The following is a 15,802-nucleotide window of genomic DNA, read 5'->3' on the forward strand; positions in this document are numbered from 1 at the left end:
CCTCTTCGGTACGAACATGACCTTTAACATCGGCATGACGCACAACATCGGCGGCAAATCGAACCGCCGGTTCAAGGCGAATCTCGGCACGGGCTACACGGAGCCGGGCATGGGCGAGCTTTACTACAACTGGGAGATGTACGCGGGACATCCCGTAGACAGCGGCGTCGCGCGCATGGGCTATTACTTCATCGGCAATAAGTATCTAAAACCTGAGAAGTCCGTGAACATCGACATCGGCTACGAGATGGAAGAGGGGCGGACGGCCATCCGCGTCAGCGCGTTCCACAACCGCATTCGTAACTATATGACGACCTTCTTCACAGGGCGCCTGCTGGACTTCTTCCCCGCCAACACAGATGAGGAGAAGTCGCTCAAATGGCTGCTCCCGCCCGATATGATATACAGTTTCAAGAATATCGGGCGCGCGGAGATTACGGGGCTAGAGGCGGAGGTGGACCGCAGGTTCGACAGCCACTGGTCGGGGAAACTCGGCTATACCCTCCTCCATGCGATCAACAAGAGCGACACGCTGATGCCGCGCCGCCTGCTCGACCGCCCGCAGCATAAGCTTGACATCGGTATTTCCTATGAGAACAGGGGCTGGCGCGCCTCGCTTTGGGGGAGCTACTACATCAAGATGCTCGACAGCAACACTGTTGCGAATAACGGCAACTACCTCACCTACGACGAACACGACAACATCAAATATAACTTTGCCGAGGGCGGCAAGCAGACCTATGAGACAAAGACGTTCGGCATTTGGAACCTCATGGTGCAAAAAGACCTCGGCAAGGGGTCAAGCGCATATGTCGGCATCGACAACATCCTGAATCACCGCGACGACGACCGCGCTCTCCAGCAGCGCGTTTACCGCATCGGCGTGAACCTTACCTTCGGCCCCGACGCGGATACCGAGATACGCGCGAAGACCGCCGAAGAAAAACCGTGGACGCTGCCGAAGGACCGGTGGTTCATCGTAAAGCCTTTTGAAACAGAGAAGGAACGCGGCGTGCGCGTCATCGGAGACTACCGCGCACGGTGGAACGTGTTCACGGGCAAAATCAAGCCGTCCGAGGCGCGCGTCACGAGGCAGGCGCAGGTCGGCACGGCGTATAAGAACTACCTCGAGAAGGCGGAGCACGGATTCGAGCAGCGCCTGCGCGCGGGGGTAGACGCGCGCATTGGCAACAATACGAATGTCCGTGTGCTTGGCGGCGCCGCAGGGAATGCGGGCGTCGATACCGAGGTGGACGCATCGAAGAACCACGGCCTCTCCCGCGCGCGGATCGACGAAGCGGACGTCACCCAGCACGTAGGAAAATGGGACCTCTCCCTCGGACGCCTCACCGAGCCGATGGGCGTCACAGGCTACTACTTCGGCAAGGAGTACGACGGCGCGCGCGCCGTCTGGACGGGCCGGGCGACGCAGGTGCGGCTCGGCTATACGGCACGTTCCGCCACAGTACGGGCATCCATGACTCGGCATATACGCACGCGACGCGGCAGGCCTTCCTGCGCGCCCCGACGAAGTATGAATGGCTGGGCGTTGCCGATGGGGGCGAGCTTTATCCTGTCCCGGGGTACGACGGCCTCTACCAGCGCATGCTGAAGGCAGCGACGCCCGAGGAAAAGGATGCCGTTCTAAAGAGCTATCTCGACCTCATCAAGGAGCTGCCGCAGAAGGACGGCTCGGATAAAAAGGTCAAAGAAATGCGTGCGGACCAAGATCTCCAATCGTATCTCTGGAGAAAGACGACCTATACGGACATTCACGGCAACGTTCTGGGAACATATATCGAGCAGATTACGTTCAGACCGAAGACGGACATCGAGTCATTCCTCAATCCCGAGAAACGGCGGCAAAAATTTGAAGATGCGTGGAGAACGCGTGTAGAGCGGTATACGCCCGGGGACATTCGTACATCGCAGGAAGAATTGGAGCTGCCGGGGCACCCGAAGCAGATGGTGAATGCGACGACGGAGTTCATCTCGGGCAGATACATCGGCGACCAAGGATTCGGCCCCCAAGGGGAGCTCTGGTATGCCCGTCCCTATGACCCGAGCGAGTTCGCCCCCATCGCGCGGGACGAGGCAAAGGAGCTGTCCTACCGCAGCCTGACCGACCCCGCGCTGTCTTGGACTGATGGATTTATGTACGGGGACATCGATTTCCACTATTATAATGACGGACAGAGCGCGGCCTTGGCATGCTGCAGGAACAGATCGCACGTTTTACGCTTCCTCAATCATGGGAGCCGGAGAGCGACAGAAAGCTGCCGCTGCATCTATTGGAGAAACTCGGGGTCCTCATGCCGTACACCGGCACTGCGCTTCTACAGGACCGCATTCCCGCGCTTGATAAGGCGCTGTTCGTACAGGCGCGGCACGAGGTCGCGCCGCAGCTCGGCATCACCGCGTTCTACCTGCGCTCCGTCGGCGACCGGACACATACGATGGAGGCCGCGCACGACGAGGGCGATGTGAAGAGCAACGACGTGCATCGCTTTAACCGGCTTGCAAACGTCGTCGGCATCGGCGCCGCATGGCATCCGGGGCGTAACCTGCGTGTCTCCGCGGACTGGGGACGCAACATCACCGCATTCGGGCGATTCATGAACGGCGAGACCGTCTACGAGCATACGCCGGACAGCTCCGAATTCGTCTTTAAGGGACGGCGCATAGGCAGCAATCCCATGTTCTGGACGCTGCGGTTCGACGTCGGCGAGAGCGATACCAACCGCCCCGGCAGCTGGAACGCCTTCCTCGACTATAAGTACTTCGAGCACGGCTCCTTCTTCGGCGGCAACGGCACCGAGAGCGTCCCCGACCGCTACATGGACGGCATACGGAGCTTCACCCTCGGCGCGGGCTACGTCCCGATGGAAAACCTCCTCGTCGAAGCGTTCTACACCTTCGACGCCCGCGGCATCGGCAAACGCGACACACTCTACGGCGCAGAGAAGTTTAAGCTGGGAGACTATTTCCGGATGCAGGTGACGTACAAGTTCTGAGGCGTATCGCGATGTGTAAAAAGCAGGCGGTTTCGCCTGCTTTTTCGTATGGTTTTTATCAATGGGGAAATAGGATTTTAACCCGCTCTCATTTTATTCCGATAGAATACGTAAAAGAGGTGATACAACATTGAAAAAATCCAAGATTCAATTTCCCGTGATTTTCATCGGCATCTTTACGGCGGCAATCCTTGCGGCGCTCTATGTCTCGACCATCGGGCGCATGGAGAAGGCGGACGCGGCGGAGAGCGTCAAACTCTACTGCGACGCATTCGTGCGGCAGGATGAGGCGGCGCAGAACCGGCTGGCAGCCTACGGCGCGCCGACGGAGTCGTTCAATATGAAGGCGGCGTTCTCGAACGCGCTGCAGACGACGGGGGCGGCGCTCTCCCCCGAGGAGGCGGGACAGCTCGGCGACGCGTACATGGAGTCCCTGCGCGGCGCGACGGTCGAGACGGCGGTCTCGGAGCGGAACAAGGAGCGGGCGACGGTCGAGGTAACGGTGACGCGGTTCGATATGCAGGAGGCGAAAGAAAGGGCCTCCTCTCTCCTGCGCCGCCGCATGAAACTCGACGACTCTCCCGAGGAGATCCGGCGCATTGCCGTCGAGGCGACGGCAGAGGCGTATCGCGACCTCAAGCCCGCAGGTACGGCGACGTTCTATGTCCCCGTGCGTTACAATGAAAAGACGCGCATTTGGGATCCCGCGGATCCCGTGCAGTTCGGATTTGATCTTTCGAAACAGACGATGGGGGCGGCGGAGTAATGGCGGAAAAAGACTGGCGGGAACTCGATCGGGAGACGGCCGAGGGGAACCCGCGGCACCCCGAAGGCACGGCGGGGCGCGCGATGCTCGCGCGGATGAACGAGAGCCATGCGCGGCTGACGGCATGGGGGATCGGACTGCTCTCCTTTGCGCCGAACGATACCGTGCTCGACATCGGCTGCGGCGGCGGCAACACACTCGCACGCATGGCGGAGCGCGTGACGGCGGGGCATCTCGTCGGCATCGATTATTCCGAGACGTCGGTCGAGGCGTCGCGGGCATTCAACAGCGCGCTCGTGGCGTCGGGACGCATGGAAATTCTCTCCGGATCGGTAGAGTCTCTGCCGTTCCCGGACGCGCACTTTGATAAAGTTGTGACCGTTGAGAGTTTCTACTTTTGGCCGAATCCTGCGGAGAGCTTGAAGGAGGTCGCGCGCGTTGTAAAGCCGGGCGGGATGTTCCTCCTGCTTGCGGAGATCTACGAGCGCCCCGATCTCCCGGCAGGCATTCGGGAAAAGGTTGAGGCATACGAGCTGACGAATCCGACGCCCGCGGAATTTGAACGGCTCTTCCGTGCGGCGGGATTCCCCGAGGTCGAGACACATTTTATGGACGGCGAATATTGGATCGCCGTTCTTGGGAAAAGATAAATAGAGAGTCGGTATGCCGGTGCATCGTACGCATCGGCATACCGGCTCTTTTATCTATGCTGCGCGAGTGTGCGGACGAATCTCTCGATGTGCGCGGGCGGATGCTGCGCATAGAGGAGTCCATAGGGGACGGCGTACGCCCAATCGACGGGAATCGTCACGAGCGCGGGATGCACATCCTTCCAACAAGAGAGCGTCAGCAGTACGCTGCCCGTTTCGGCACAGCGGTTGAACACCGAGATATCGTAAAAATGCGCGGTATCCTCGATCCGGATATGCAGATCCTCTTCTAATGTGCGGCGCGCGGCATCGTTGCTCGCGGAGTCGCCCGCGGCGACCATGAGCACCGTATCGCCGCGGAGGTCGGACGGCGTGAGCAGCTCCTTTTGCGCAAGGCGATGCCCGCGGGGAACGGCGCACATGATCTCATAGCGTCCCAGCATGAGCATATTGCATTTTTCCAGCCATGCATCGGAATCGCACGCCGCGACGAGGAAATCGTATTTCTCGCCAATGCGCACAATCTCCGCAAGAATGCCGTTGTGATCGTCCTCGAAGGGAACGAGATTCAGCGCGTAGTTCGGGAACGCCTCGCTCATTTGGTACCAGAGATCCATGAACGGCTTTGCCGGGTTGAGCATCGAGGTTCCCACGCGAAACACCTTCGGTTCTTCGGTCATGGCGCGGCGCGCGTTTTCAACCGATTGAGCGGCATAGTCCGTCAGAAACTGTGCGTCCTTGCAGATGATTTCGCCCGCCGGGGTCAGACGGACGCCGTGCGAGCTGCGCGTGAGGAGAGGAAGTGCAAGGCGGCTCTCGAGCGTATTGATCTGTTTCATCACCGCCGTGGGAGAGATGAAGAGCCGCTCGGCTGCCTTGCTGAAACTGCCGCAGTTCGCGACCGTTAAAAATACCGATAACTGTGTGCTGATCATATGATGCCTCCGCTTTGAACTTTTGGTTAAAGTGACTGTAACATATCGGAGATTCCGTGTCAACGAATCTTGCTGTATGATAGGTACAGAAACGAGAACGGAGGCACACAGAATGAAAGCGTTGATTGCGTACTTTTCCCGCGCACACGAGAACTATGTGAGCGGCACACTCAAGGAACTGCCGGTAGGGAATACGGAAGTCGCCGCGGGCATCATCCGGAAGTTGACGGGGGCGGACATATTCCGCATCGATCCGGTTCGGGAATATGCCGCGGATTACAACACCTGCATCGAGGAGGCGCGCGCCGATCGGCGGAACAATGCCCGCCCCGCACTGAAGGAATATCCGGAGAGCCTCGACGGCTATGACGTCGTGTATCTTGGATTCCCCAATTATTGGGGGACGATGCCGATGGCGGTGTTCACCTTTCTCGAGCATTTTGACTTCAAAGGAAAGACGATCCGACCGTTCTGCACGCACGAGGGCAGCGGCATGGGCGCGAGCGAAAAGGACATCGCGCGCCTTTGCCCGGGTGCGCACGTTGCAAAGGGGCTGCCGATTCACGGCGCCGGTGTCACTGCGTCGGAGCCGATCATCCGCAGTTGGATCGAAAGCTTTTCAGAATAAAAATTTATTGACCATGAAAACGGGGGGATTACAATGACGATGATCGAAGAAATCGCAGCGAGCCAAGAGCTGAAACAGCTTGTCGATACCTACGCAAACGAGTCCGACAAGAACAATCAGGACTACTATGTAAACATTTTTACCGAGGACTGCCGGGTGCGTGTTTACTTTAACGGCGAGCTCGGTATGGATCTGAAGAATGTGCATGATCTGATTGCGGCGTACAAGGGATTCGGCGCGGCAAAGGCGGCGTTCCATATGAACGGACAGCAGACGGTCGCCTTCGAGGACGAGACGCATGCCACGGGAACCTGCTATGCGCTGGCACATCTCGTCAACGAGAAGGACGGTGCCGATATGCTGACGACGCACGCCGTGCGCTATGAGGATCGCTATGTGAGGACTGCGGCGGGGTGGCGCATTGCGGCACGGGAGCAGTATTTTATGTTTTCCGATACGCACGCACTTGGAAAATAAACCGGTGACGTTTTGAATCTATCATAGGAAACGGGAAGAACATATGAAAGACGTTATGATTGTGACGGGAGCCGGTCAGCTGAGCATGGCGATTGCGCGCCGCATGGGCTATGAGATGAAGATCGTCGTGGGCGATAAGAGCCGGAAGAACGCGGGCAATATTGCGGAGACCATGACGAACGCGGGCTTTGATGCGGAGGCGATGGAGATGGATCTCTCCGACCGCGCCTCCATCCGCGCCCTCATCGAAAAGGCGCAGGAATACGGCGACGTCAAGATGCTCGTCAACGGCGCGGGGCTTTCGCCCAGTCAGGCAAGCATCGAAGCCATCCTGAAGGTCGATCTCTACGGCACGGCCGTGCTCCTCGAGGAGGTCGGCAAGGTCATCGCACGCGGCGGCACGGGCGTGACGATCTCCAGTCAGTCCGGGCACCGCATGGCACAGCTAACGGCAGAGCAGGACAGAGCGCTCGCCGTGACGCCGACCGAGGAACTGCTCGCGCTCGATTTCCTGCAGCCGGATCGGATCGAAAACAGCCTCCATGCCTATCAGCTCTCCAAACGTGCGAATGCGAAACGCGTCATGGGTGAAGCGGCAGGGCGCTGGAGCGATCGCGGTGCGCGCATCAACTCGATTTCGCCGGGCATCGTCGTGACGCCGCTTGCCATCGACGAGTTCAACGGCATTCGCGGCGACTTCTACAAGAATATGTTTGCCAAATGCCCGGCGGGGCGTCCCGGCACGGCGGACGAGATCGCGAACGTCGCCGAGCTGCTGCTGAGTCCGCAGGGCGCGTTCATCACGGGCGCGGACTTCCTTATAGACGGAGGCGCGACGGCTTCCTATTTCTACGGGAAACTCAGCGAAGATCCGCGGAGCTGAGCAGGGGGCTTGACAAGGCGGGAGACGGCACCGCACTCTGTTGGGAAACAGGAGGATTATACCATGGAATATGTAACATTGAAGAATGGCATTCGGATGCCGATGGAAGGATTCGGCGTCTTTCAAGTTGAGGATGCGGCGCAGTGCGAGCAGGCAGTGTTGGATGCGATTGCGGCGGGCTATCGGCTGATTGACACAGCGGCAGCATATTTTAACGAGGCGGCTGTCGGCGCGGCGATCCGCACATCCGGCGTCCCGCGCGACGAACTCTTTATTACGACGAAACTATGGGTGCAGGATACGAGCTATGAGGGCGCGCAGAAGGCGTTCGCCGTCTCCATGGATAAGCTGGGGCTGGATTATCTGGATCTCTATCTGATCCATCAGCCCTTTAACGACTATTACGGCGCATGGCGCGCGATGGAGGAACTCTATAAGGCGGGCAAGATTCGTGCAATTGGCGTCTCCAATTTCTATCCGGATCGGCTTACCGATCTTTGCCTCAATGCAAAGATTCCGCCGATGGTCAATCAAGTGGAGCTGCATCCCTTCTTCGCGCAGGAGAAGGCACTCAAAACAATGAAGGCGTTTGGCGTCGTACCGCAGGCGTGGGGACCACTTGCCGAGGGCAAGCACGGCATCTTTACGAATGAAAAGATCGTCGCCATCGCGAAAAAATACGGGAAATCCACGGCGCAGGTCGTCCTGCGCTGGAATGTGCAGCGCGGCGTCGTGATTATTCCAAAATCCGTGCGGCGGGAGCGTATGGAAGAGAACATCGATATTTGGGACTTTTCGTTGACGGATGCCGAGATGGCTGAGGTTTCGCGCCTTGACCTCGGGCGCAGCGAGATCGTTGATCATCGCACCGCAGAGACCGTCAAGTGGCTGAGCGGTTGGCATATCCATGACTGAAAGGCGATAGATTGACATGGCCGTCTTTCAGCAAATGCTTATTTTTACGCTGCTCGTGATGGCGGGACTTTATGCGCGGCATAAGCGTCTGGTCACGGACGAAAGCCAAGCGCAGATCTCGGGGATTGTCGTACGGATCGCATATCCCGCAATCATTCTCTCGGGGGCGATTACGGATGAGCCGCATGTGACCGGAACGGAGCTTTTATTTACGTTCGGCGTGACGCTGGCGCTGCTCATCTTCCTCCTTGCGGGGGCATGGATTCTGCCGCGTATACTGCGGTATGAGAAGAAGTATTACACCGTCGTGAACCTCATGAAGATGTTCAGCAGCATCGGGTTTATGGGCGTTCCCATGATTGACGCGCTCTATGGGAAAGGCGCGCTCATCTATATCACGGTATTTTTGATCCCCTTTAACCTGCTGTTTTACTCGTATGCGATGACGGCGATCAAAGGCGGAGCCGGCGGTGGATTTCGTCTGCGCGATGTGCTCAACGAGGGGATGCTCGCATGTTTCCTCGCAGTGCCGCTCTATCTCGCTAACGTGCAGGTACCCTATGCCCTGCAGGCGACGCTGCATATGCTCGGCGCAATGACCGCACCGCTTGCGATGCTTCTCATGGGCGCGCTCCTCGCCGATATGGATTGGCGCGGGATGTTCTCGGATGTCCGCATATGGGCGTTTTCACTCGTGAAGATGATCATCCTGCCGGCAGCGGTTGTTCTGGCACTCGGCCGGTTCGTTGACAGCCCGGTGCTTCTCGGCGTCTGCATGGCGGCGATTGCGACGCCGGTCGGCAACGGATTGGCGCTGCTCGCAGCAATGTACAATAAGGAGGCCTACCCCGTATCCATGAAGGGGATCACGCTGACGACGCTGGTCGCGCCCATAACGATGCCCATCGCCTATTGGCTCGCAGGGCTTGCATGAAAGGAAATAGAGGGAACAACATGAAGAAATCAAAACTTATCGTCGCATGTGTGCCGGGCTCGATCTTTGCTTTGTCGCCAAGCCGCAGAACGCGGCGGCAAAGGAAAAGCCTATTGTCCTTGAGACACAGGGCAGTTTTGCCGTTGGCGGAACGACGGTCACACATCCGGGGACTTTCTCGGAGGAAAAATTCCTCTCCGAGGACGGACAGAAAGCATACGGCGACCATGCCTATGTATTCTATCAGATTCCGGCACATACGCGAAAATATCCGCTCGTATTTCAGCACGGCGGAGCACAGACGAAACGCACATGGGAATCGACGCCCGACGGACGCGACGGCTTCCAAAACATTTTCCTGCGGAAGCACTACAGCGTCTACCTGATTGATCAGCCGCGCACGGGCGATGCGGGGCTCTCTACGAAAGCGAAGAATCCCGGGGAAATGTGGGGCGCGAATCCCATGTACGGCGATCATACGCTTTATATGCTGTCGCGTGTCGGACGTTTTCCAAATGGAGCGCCGGAACTGCTTGCGGATTCAAAATTTCCGCCCGGCGCCGAGAGCTACGATCAGTTCCAACGTTCGTGGACGATTGAGTCGGGGCCGCGTGACGACGATATGAATGCGGACGCTATGGCGGCGCTGCTCAATAAGATTGGACCGTCGATTCTCGTGACGCATTCGATGGGCGGTACGATCGGCTGGCGTACGCCGATCCGTACCGACAACGTGAAGGCGATCGTTTCGTTCGAGCCGGGCGGGACACCGTTTATCTTCCCTGAGAATGAGATGCCCGAACCCATCGAATCCGTTTACCCGCCGCTGAGCGCGCGTGCCAAAGGGATACCCGCAGCGGATTTTGAAAAGCTCACGCGCATTCCCATGCTCCTCATCTATGGCGGCAATATCGCGGAGCAGCCGTCGAAGGAAGTCGGTCCGGATAAATGGCGCACGGAGTATCAAATGGCACAAAGGTTTGTTGCGACGATCAACCGTCACGGCGGAGATGCGACAATCATTTATTTGCCGGAGCGTGGCATCAAGGGAAACACCCATTTCCTTATGGCAGATCTGAACAATAAGGAAATCGCCGATATTGCAGAACAGTGGCTGCATGAAAAAGGACTGGACTAAACTCTTTGCACTGTTTTGTATCATACCGTCAAAAAACTCCCGCTGCGGCGGGAGTTTTTTGATGTGTCTCACATCCGGCATGCGGTTTTGTGCAATTTTTACTGTTCCGTCTGCGCATGGACGAACCGAATGAATTCGTCCGTTGCGGCCTGATCTTTGAGTTTGGCGGTGTACATGTGATTGCCCATCTGTGGCCACATCATCTCGGGCATCCGCTCGCACATGACGAGTTTGCCCGCGTACCGGTCGATGATCTCCTCGTGGCTGTGCACGTAGCGGTGGAAGTCGCGGCGGCTCGCGTAGGCGCAGAAGCAGTGCGCGCCGAGGTCCGGGAGGAGGCGGCGGTCCGCGGTGATCATATCCGCCCAAATCTCGTAGACGTCGGTGGCGTGGGCATAGTTCATCATGTCGGTCGTATAGCCGCCCGCGGGACGCATGTTGACTTCGAGCCCAACGAAGTCGCCGACGCCGCCGAGCCCGCGTTTTTCCTTCGTCAGTCGGAAGAACTCGAGATGGACAAAGCGGCTGCGTACGCCGAACGCCTTGAGCGTGGCGCGTCCCATTTCTTTCAGCGCCTCGGGTACGCGGTCGGCCGTATAGTAGGAGAGGTCGAGCTGATAGAGAACGATGTCCATGACGGACGGCGGCCAGACGGTCATGGATTCGAAGACGGGGACGGAGTTCGAATCGACGACGGCGTCGTACGAACAGATGTCGCCTGTGACGAACTCCTCCATGACGTAAGGAACTTCGGGTTTCGACGAATAGAAGTGGCAGAGTTCGTCGTGGTTGTCGATGCGGTAGGTATCGGTTGCGCCGACGCCTGTGTCGGGTTTGACGATGACGGGATAGCCGACCTCGGCGAGGAATGCCTCTGCGTCCTCGAGCGTCGTGACGGGGCGCAGGCGCGCAGTCGGGATGCCCGCTTTCTTATAGTAGGGCTTCATGCCGGATTTGTTCTTGATGCGCGCCATGTCGCCGAACTGCCAGCCCGTGCGGATGTTGAAGTCCGTGCGCAGGCGCGCGTCGCTCTCGAGCCAGAACTCGTTGTTGGACTCGAGCCAGTCGATGCGGCCGTATTTGAAGGTGAAGAACGCGACGGCGCGCAGCATCTGATCGTAGTCGCCGAGGGACGGGACGAAGTAGTATTCGGTGAGCGCATCGCGCGCTTCGTGGGGCAGTTCGTCATAGGGCGCGTCCCCGATGCCGAGGACGTTGACGCCCTTCCTTTTCAGGCGGTCGCAGAAATTCCAATAGACGCGCGGGAACTGCGGTGAAACGAAGATAAAGTTCATGCGGTCACCTCATTTAGACTTGTTCGCGCAGAACGAACGGGAGAAAATAGGGGAACTGTTTCTTCCACCAGTCCCAGTCATGGTCGACGTCATAGCCCCAAAAGTCCACCCATGCGCGGATATCCTTGCTGTGGAGCACATCGCCCATGAGCGCCGCGGTGCGCCGCCCCTCCTCTTCCCAGCGGCCCTGTCCCACGCAGAGCACAATGCGCCGATCGTTGTAGGTGTCGACGTAGGGGTGGTCGAGCGGCATATTCGAGAGAAAATCGAGCGGCGAGTTGTCGTAGAGAACGCCGTCCATCCAGCCGCCCGTGAAGAATTTTGCGTCGTAGACGCCGGAGAGCGCGAGCAGTCCGTCGAAGAGATCCGGGCGGCGAAAGAATACAATGGCGGCATGCAGCGCGCCGAGACTGCACCCCGCCGCAACGGGGCGGCGCCCCGCGTCGTTCTCACCGCGCATGAACGGCACGACCTCGTCGATGATGTAGCCGTAATACTGCTCCTGCCGCCGCGCGCGCCGGGGATTATCGCCCCCCGCGTCGGACCACGTCTCGGCGTCCACGGTGTCGACGCAGAAGAACTGTATCCGTCCGCGTTCGAGATCGTCCGCCATCGCGTCGATCATGCCGAAGTTCTCGAAGTTGTCGCTCATCGCGTCCTGCGTCGGAAAGACGAGGATCGGGGCGCCGCCCGGCCGGCCGTAGACGCGTATGTTCATGACGCGGTCAAGGCGCTTGCTGCGCCAATTGATTTCTTTGCGTTCTATCATAAATATCCTCCGCGGATCCGAATATACAGATACAATAATACTCTATCGAATCCCCGGGTTTTTGTCAAATGGAATAGATGCGGCTTGCTTTTTTTCAGAATTTCTAGGATAATGGGATGAGCGAAAAGGAGTGGATGACGCTTGTCCTATATCATAAAACTCACGCCCGCCTTTAAGGACTATCTGTGGGGAGGCCATCGGCTCCGCCAGGAGCTCCGGAAGGACTGCGGCATGGGGATCACGGCAGAGAGCTGGGAACTCTCGACGCATCCGGACGGACTCTGTCGTATCGAGAACGGGGCCGGCGCGGGAGAGACGCTCGCCGCGTGGCTGGCCGATCATCCCACAGCGCTCGGCACACGCGCGGGCAGACGTACGGACGCCCCCGTGCTGATCAAGTTCATCGACGCCGCGCAGAATCTCTCCGTGCAGGTACATCCCGACGACGCCTATGCGCGCCGCGTCGAGGGCGATGCGGGGAAGACGGAGCTGTGGTATGTTCTCGACGCGGCCGAGGGCGCGGAGGTGATCTGCGGCGTGTCGGCGCCGCTCACGCGGGAGGAACTCGCGGAGAAGGCGGCGGACGGATCGATCGTCTCCGTGCTGAACCATGTGCCGGTCAAGCGCGGAGACGCGCTGCTTGTGCGCGCGGGAACGCTGCACGGCATCGGCGCGGGCGTGCTTATCTGCGAAATCCAGCAGGCGTCGAACGTGACGTACCGCGTCTATGATTACGGGCGCGTCGACGCGTCCGGGAAGCCGCGCGATCTCCACATTGCCAAAGCGCAGGATGTCGCATGCCTGACGCCGGCGGAAGATGCCGCTCGGGGGACGACGGTGCGTCTCGGGTTCCTCCGCGGCGGAACGGGATATCTGCTCGCGGCGACGGAGTATTTCACGGCGTATCGATTCACCGTCTCGAGCGTCCTGCATTTCGCGGCGGATCCCGCCTCGTTCCATGCGATCGTCGTCACGGGCGGCACGTGTACGCTTATGTACGGGATGCAATACCTCGACTTGGCGCGCGGAGAGACCGCCTTCGTTCCGGCGGGGCTCGGCGATTATACGGTAAGGGGACGATGCGAATTTTTACTGACGCATATATGATTGAGAAAAAAATAAGCTGCCGCCGCAGCTTATTTTTTTGTATAAAGAAAACCACGCGATAGTCGCGTGGTTCCAAAGAGCTTAAGCGGTGAAAAAAATAGACCCTAGTATGGTAAGCTAGAGCCGAGCCTGCCAGCTTAGCAAGAGCAACCGTACTAGGGAGGTCACATAATGTCAAAACGACAAAATGCAGACACAAATAGTTTAGCACATACGAAGTGGAATTGTAAGTACCACATAGTATTTGCACCGAAATATCGGAGGAAAGTGTTTTATGCAGAGAAGCGGATGGCAATACGAGAGATATTGCGGACGTTATGCCAGTGGAAAGGTGTAGAAATAATCGAAGGAGAGGTGTGTCCAGATCATATCCACATACTGATAAGTATCCCACCGAAAATGAGTGTATCGGGGTTTATGGGGTATCTAAAAGGCAAGAGCAGCTTAATGATATTCCAGAAGTTTGGGAATATGAAATTTGCATATAGGAACCGGGAGTTTTGGTGTAAAGGTTACTATGTGGATACGGTAGGGAAAAACACGAAGGCGATAACAGAATACATCGAAGGTCAACTGAAACGAGACAGGGAATCTGATCAGTTGAGTTTATTTGACCCGAGAGACCCATTTATGGGTAGCAAGTAACAAACGCATGGCTGGCAGGCCAATAAAAAGCGTACTTGTACGCCGCTAGTAATATTAGGGCTATGCCCGAAAATGAAAAACCACCCGCTACGCGGGTGGATATTTATTCGCGTGGGAATGCGGAAGATAAAGACGATCAGATGCGCGGTCCATACGACGGCGAGGATGATTCGCGCGTGAGGGCTGTCTGTCAATAGGAAGGAAATTCCCATCAGGAGCGTGATGGGAAGTATGATGCGGAGTTTCCGCCCGATCGTCATGCCGCGCCTGCCGTCGCGCATGATGCGCATCGTCTCTTTGTAAATACGCGTCGTACGCAGCCGGCGGTCGAGGCGCCGCGAGCTGCGCGCGAAGCAGTACGCCGCGAGCAGAATGAACGGAACGGTCGGCAGTACGGGGAGAAATGCGCCGATGACGCCGAGCGCAAAGCTGAGGATGCCGAGCGCGCCGAAGAAGATTTTTTTGAGGGGCATGAGCGCTCCTTTTCCGTCGGTATGTCAAGATTTTGAGAATATTTGTCAGGGAAGAGAATAACATGGGGAAGGAAAAAATTCAACACGCGCCGCCCGGACGGGCGACGGGGCGCAGGTGCGCGTCGGTTACGGCACGTTCCGCCACAGCACGGGCGTCAGCGGCTCTGCCTACACGCGCGCTTTTCCCGTGGCGCGATATTTTGAAAAAATCCTCTATGCGCTGCGCATGGAGACGGAGGACGGTAGCCGCCTGCCGCGCAAGGGGCTGTGACGCATACAAAAAAGCAGGCGATTTCACCTGCTTTTTGTATTCTTTTTGCGAAACAGCCTCGTTTTCGTATGCCGCGGCTATGCTTTGCCGACCCCTAAGGCATCCATGAGCGCGTTCTGCATAATATTTGAGAAATTTACATTGTGCTCCGCGGCAAGCGTGTCGAGCCAACGAGGGATCGAGACATTTTTCCTCACGGACTTTGTGTCATGCTGTTTCCGATAGGCGAGCGTATCGGCTCCGATCAATGTTGCAAAGCTATCGGGCGGGCATTTCAGTTCCCGCAGCGAGGAGGGGGCGGGGATGTTCAATCCTTTCTCTTCCATATGCCACAGCATGAGGTTTAGCGCATCGGCCGCCATATCCATCCCGTCCTGGATAGAGGGACTTTGCGTGAAACACCCCTCAATATCGGGAAACGAGATGAAAAAGCCCGTTTCCTCCGGCTGAAAAACAGCGGGATAAACATATTTCATAGGGGAAACTCCTTTCCGTAACATCTATTTTAGTCCTGCCTGCTTCAAAATACTGTTGGCGAGCCCTATGCCGGCTTCTTGGCCGGCATGGCGCGGGATTTGAAACAATTTCTTCGTAAGAGGGCTGTACCAGATATCATGATTTCCGCCGCTTCGCTCCTTGCGGCAACCGTGCTTTTTGAGTATCTTGATGAGTTCGGATATCTTCATCAACGTTCCTCCTTACTATATAGGTTATGATACGTAATATTGCGTAATATGTCAAGGGAGACCTTTTCCGTTTCCCGGTGTATTAAAACCGTCGGGATATGGTCCGGCCTCCTCTTTTGTCATACTTCTATCGTAATCCTATCAATAACAGATCGGCGGCAAACGATATATCTTGATTGTCCGGCCGCTTTGTTATAAAATAAACAGCAATTGAAA

20 protein-coding genes are annotated in these 15,802 nt (G+C 57.4%); 14 read left to right on the forward strand and 6 right to left on the reverse strand.

Features of this window, described 5'->3' with window-relative positions:
* The first annotated feature begins 16 nt into the window (after positions 1-16).
* The 5 genes from HMPREF9161_RS10230 (at position 17) to HMPREF9161_RS08365 (ending at position 4,430) form a co-directional block, all read left to right on the forward strand.
* Positions 17-1,612 carry a TonB-dependent siderophore receptor gene (locus HMPREF9161_RS10230; RefSeq protein ID WP_009729231.1) on the forward strand — a complete coding sequence of 532 codons (1,596 nt, stop codon included), beginning with the start codon at positions 17-19 and terminating at the stop codon, positions 1,610-1,612.
* Complete coding sequence (locus HMPREF9161_RS10235; protein ID WP_366928473.1) at positions 1,606-2,487, forward strand: hypothetical protein; 882 nt, start codon at positions 1,606-1,608, stop codon at positions 2,485-2,487. Before HMPREF9161_RS10230 ends, HMPREF9161_RS10235 begins: the two co-directional genes overlap by 7 nt.
* A complete protein-coding gene (locus HMPREF9161_RS10240) occupies positions 2,457-3,014 on the forward strand; it encodes a hypothetical protein (RefSeq protein ID WP_366928472.1) in 558 nt (185 codons plus the stop codon). Before HMPREF9161_RS10235 ends, HMPREF9161_RS10240 begins: the two co-directional genes overlap by 31 nt.
* Before the next feature lie 130 nt (positions 3,015-3,144).
* Positions 3,145-3,780, forward strand: coding sequence for a hypothetical protein (locus tag HMPREF9161_RS08360; RefSeq protein WP_009729233.1), 636 nt, complete (start codon positions 3,145-3,147; stop codon positions 3,778-3,780).
* Positions 3,780-4,430 (forward strand): class I SAM-dependent methyltransferase, encoded by a 651-nt coding sequence (locus tag HMPREF9161_RS08365; RefSeq protein ID WP_009729234.1) that lies wholly within the window; start codon positions 3,780-3,782, stop codon positions 4,428-4,430. Before HMPREF9161_RS08360 ends, HMPREF9161_RS08365 begins: the two co-directional genes overlap by 1 nt.
* Before the next feature lie 50 nt (positions 4,431-4,480).
* Here the strand turns inward: HMPREF9161_RS08365 and HMPREF9161_RS08370 are convergent, their stop codons facing one another.
* The gene (locus tag HMPREF9161_RS08370) at positions 4,481-5,365 is read right to left on the reverse strand and encodes a LysR family transcriptional regulator (RefSeq protein WP_009729235.1); all 885 of its coding nucleotides are present in this window, start codon (positions 5,363-5,365) and stop codon (positions 4,481-4,483) included.
* Positions 5,366-5,477: 112 nt separating this feature from the next.
* Here HMPREF9161_RS08370 and HMPREF9161_RS08375 point away from each other — a divergent pair, with 112 nt between their 5' ends.
* The 6 genes from HMPREF9161_RS08375 (at position 5,478) to HMPREF9161_RS08400 (ending at position 10,340) form a co-directional block, all read left to right on the forward strand.
* A complete protein-coding gene (locus HMPREF9161_RS08375) occupies positions 5,478-5,993 on the forward strand; it encodes a flavodoxin (RefSeq protein WP_009729236.1) in 516 nt (171 codons plus the stop codon).
* 33 nt (positions 5,994-6,026) lie between these two features.
* Positions 6,027-6,470, forward strand: a complete 444-nt coding sequence (locus HMPREF9161_RS08380) for a nuclear transport factor 2 family protein (protein ID WP_009729237.1) — start codon at positions 6,027-6,029, stop codon at positions 6,468-6,470.
* Between the two features lie 43 nt (positions 6,471-6,513).
* On the forward strand, positions 6,514-7,353 hold the full coding sequence (locus HMPREF9161_RS08385; protein ID WP_009729238.1) for an SDR family oxidoreductase: 840 nt from the start codon (positions 6,514-6,516) through the stop codon (positions 7,351-7,353).
* Positions 7,354-7,416: 63 nt separating this feature from the next.
* On the forward strand, positions 7,417-8,268 hold the full coding sequence (locus HMPREF9161_RS08390; RefSeq protein WP_009729239.1) for an aldo/keto reductase: 852 nt from the start codon (positions 7,417-7,419) through the stop codon (positions 8,266-8,268).
* A 34-nt stretch (positions 8,269-8,302) separates the two neighbouring features.
* On the forward strand, positions 8,303-9,202 hold the full coding sequence (locus tag HMPREF9161_RS08395; RefSeq protein ID WP_232213527.1) for an AEC family transporter: 900 nt from the start codon (positions 8,303-8,305) through the stop codon (positions 9,200-9,202).
* A 46-nt stretch (positions 9,203-9,248) separates the two neighbouring features.
* Positions 9,249-10,340, forward strand: a complete 1,092-nt coding sequence (locus HMPREF9161_RS08400; RefSeq protein ID WP_009729241.1) for an alpha/beta fold hydrolase — start codon at positions 9,249-9,251, stop codon at positions 10,338-10,340.
* A gap of 98 nt (positions 10,341-10,438) precedes the next feature.
* Here the strand turns inward: HMPREF9161_RS08400 and HMPREF9161_RS08405 are convergent, their stop codons facing one another.
* On the reverse strand, positions 10,439-11,635 hold the full coding sequence (locus tag HMPREF9161_RS08405; RefSeq protein ID WP_009729242.1) for an acetyl-CoA carboxylase biotin carboxylase subunit family protein: 1,197 nt from the start codon (positions 11,633-11,635) through the stop codon (positions 10,439-10,441).
* 13 nt (positions 11,636-11,648) lie between these two features.
* Positions 11,649-12,404, reverse strand: a complete 756-nt coding sequence (locus HMPREF9161_RS08410; RefSeq protein WP_009729243.1) for an esterase family protein — start codon at positions 12,402-12,404, stop codon at positions 11,649-11,651.
* Between the two features lie 141 nt (positions 12,405-12,545).
* On the opposite strand from HMPREF9161_RS08410, the gene HMPREF9161_RS08415 reads away from it, so the two are divergent.
* Together HMPREF9161_RS08415 and tnpA are read left to right on the forward strand one after the other, a co-directional pair.
* On the forward strand, positions 12,546-13,511 hold the full coding sequence (locus HMPREF9161_RS08415) for a type I phosphomannose isomerase catalytic subunit (protein ID WP_009729244.1): 966 nt from the start codon (positions 12,546-12,548) through the stop codon (positions 13,509-13,511).
* 171 nt (positions 13,512-13,682) lie between these two features.
* The gene (gene tnpA, locus HMPREF9161_RS09840; protein WP_009728778.1) at positions 13,683-14,156 is read left to right on the forward strand and encodes an IS200/IS605 family transposase; all 474 of its coding nucleotides are present in this window, start codon (positions 13,683-13,685) and stop codon (positions 14,154-14,156) included.
* Here tnpA and HMPREF9161_RS08420 read toward each other — a convergent pair.
* Positions 14,108-14,629 carry a YbaN family protein gene (locus tag HMPREF9161_RS08420; RefSeq protein WP_009729245.1) on the reverse strand — a complete coding sequence of 174 codons (522 nt, stop codon included), beginning with the start codon at positions 14,627-14,629 and terminating at the stop codon, positions 14,108-14,110. The genes tnpA and HMPREF9161_RS08420 overlap by 49 nt on opposite strands.
* Positions 14,630-14,744: 115 nt before the next feature.
* On the opposite strand from HMPREF9161_RS08420, the gene HMPREF9161_RS09970 reads away from it, so the two are divergent.
* Positions 14,745-14,900, forward strand: a complete 156-nt coding sequence (locus tag HMPREF9161_RS09970) for a hypothetical protein (RefSeq protein ID WP_156804660.1) — start codon at positions 14,745-14,747, stop codon at positions 14,898-14,900.
* A 77-nt stretch (positions 14,901-14,977) separates the two neighbouring features.
* Here the strand turns inward: HMPREF9161_RS09970 and HMPREF9161_RS08425 are convergent, their stop codons facing one another.
* Positions 14,978-15,376 (reverse strand): type II toxin-antitoxin system HicB family antitoxin, encoded by a 399-nt coding sequence (locus HMPREF9161_RS08425; RefSeq protein ID WP_009729246.1) that lies wholly within the window; start codon positions 15,374-15,376, stop codon positions 14,978-14,980.
* A gap of 24 nt (positions 15,377-15,400) precedes the next feature.
* On the reverse strand, positions 15,401-15,586 hold the full coding sequence (locus HMPREF9161_RS08430) for a type II toxin-antitoxin system HicA family toxin (RefSeq protein WP_009729247.1): 186 nt from the start codon (positions 15,584-15,586) through the stop codon (positions 15,401-15,403).
* Between the last annotated feature and the right edge of the window lie 216 nt (positions 15,587-15,802).

The sequence above is a fragment of the Selenomonas sp. F0473 genome (assembly GCF_000315545.1).
In the GTDB taxonomy this organism is placed as follows: domain Bacteria; phylum Bacillota; class Negativicutes; order Selenomonadales; family Selenomonadaceae; genus Centipeda.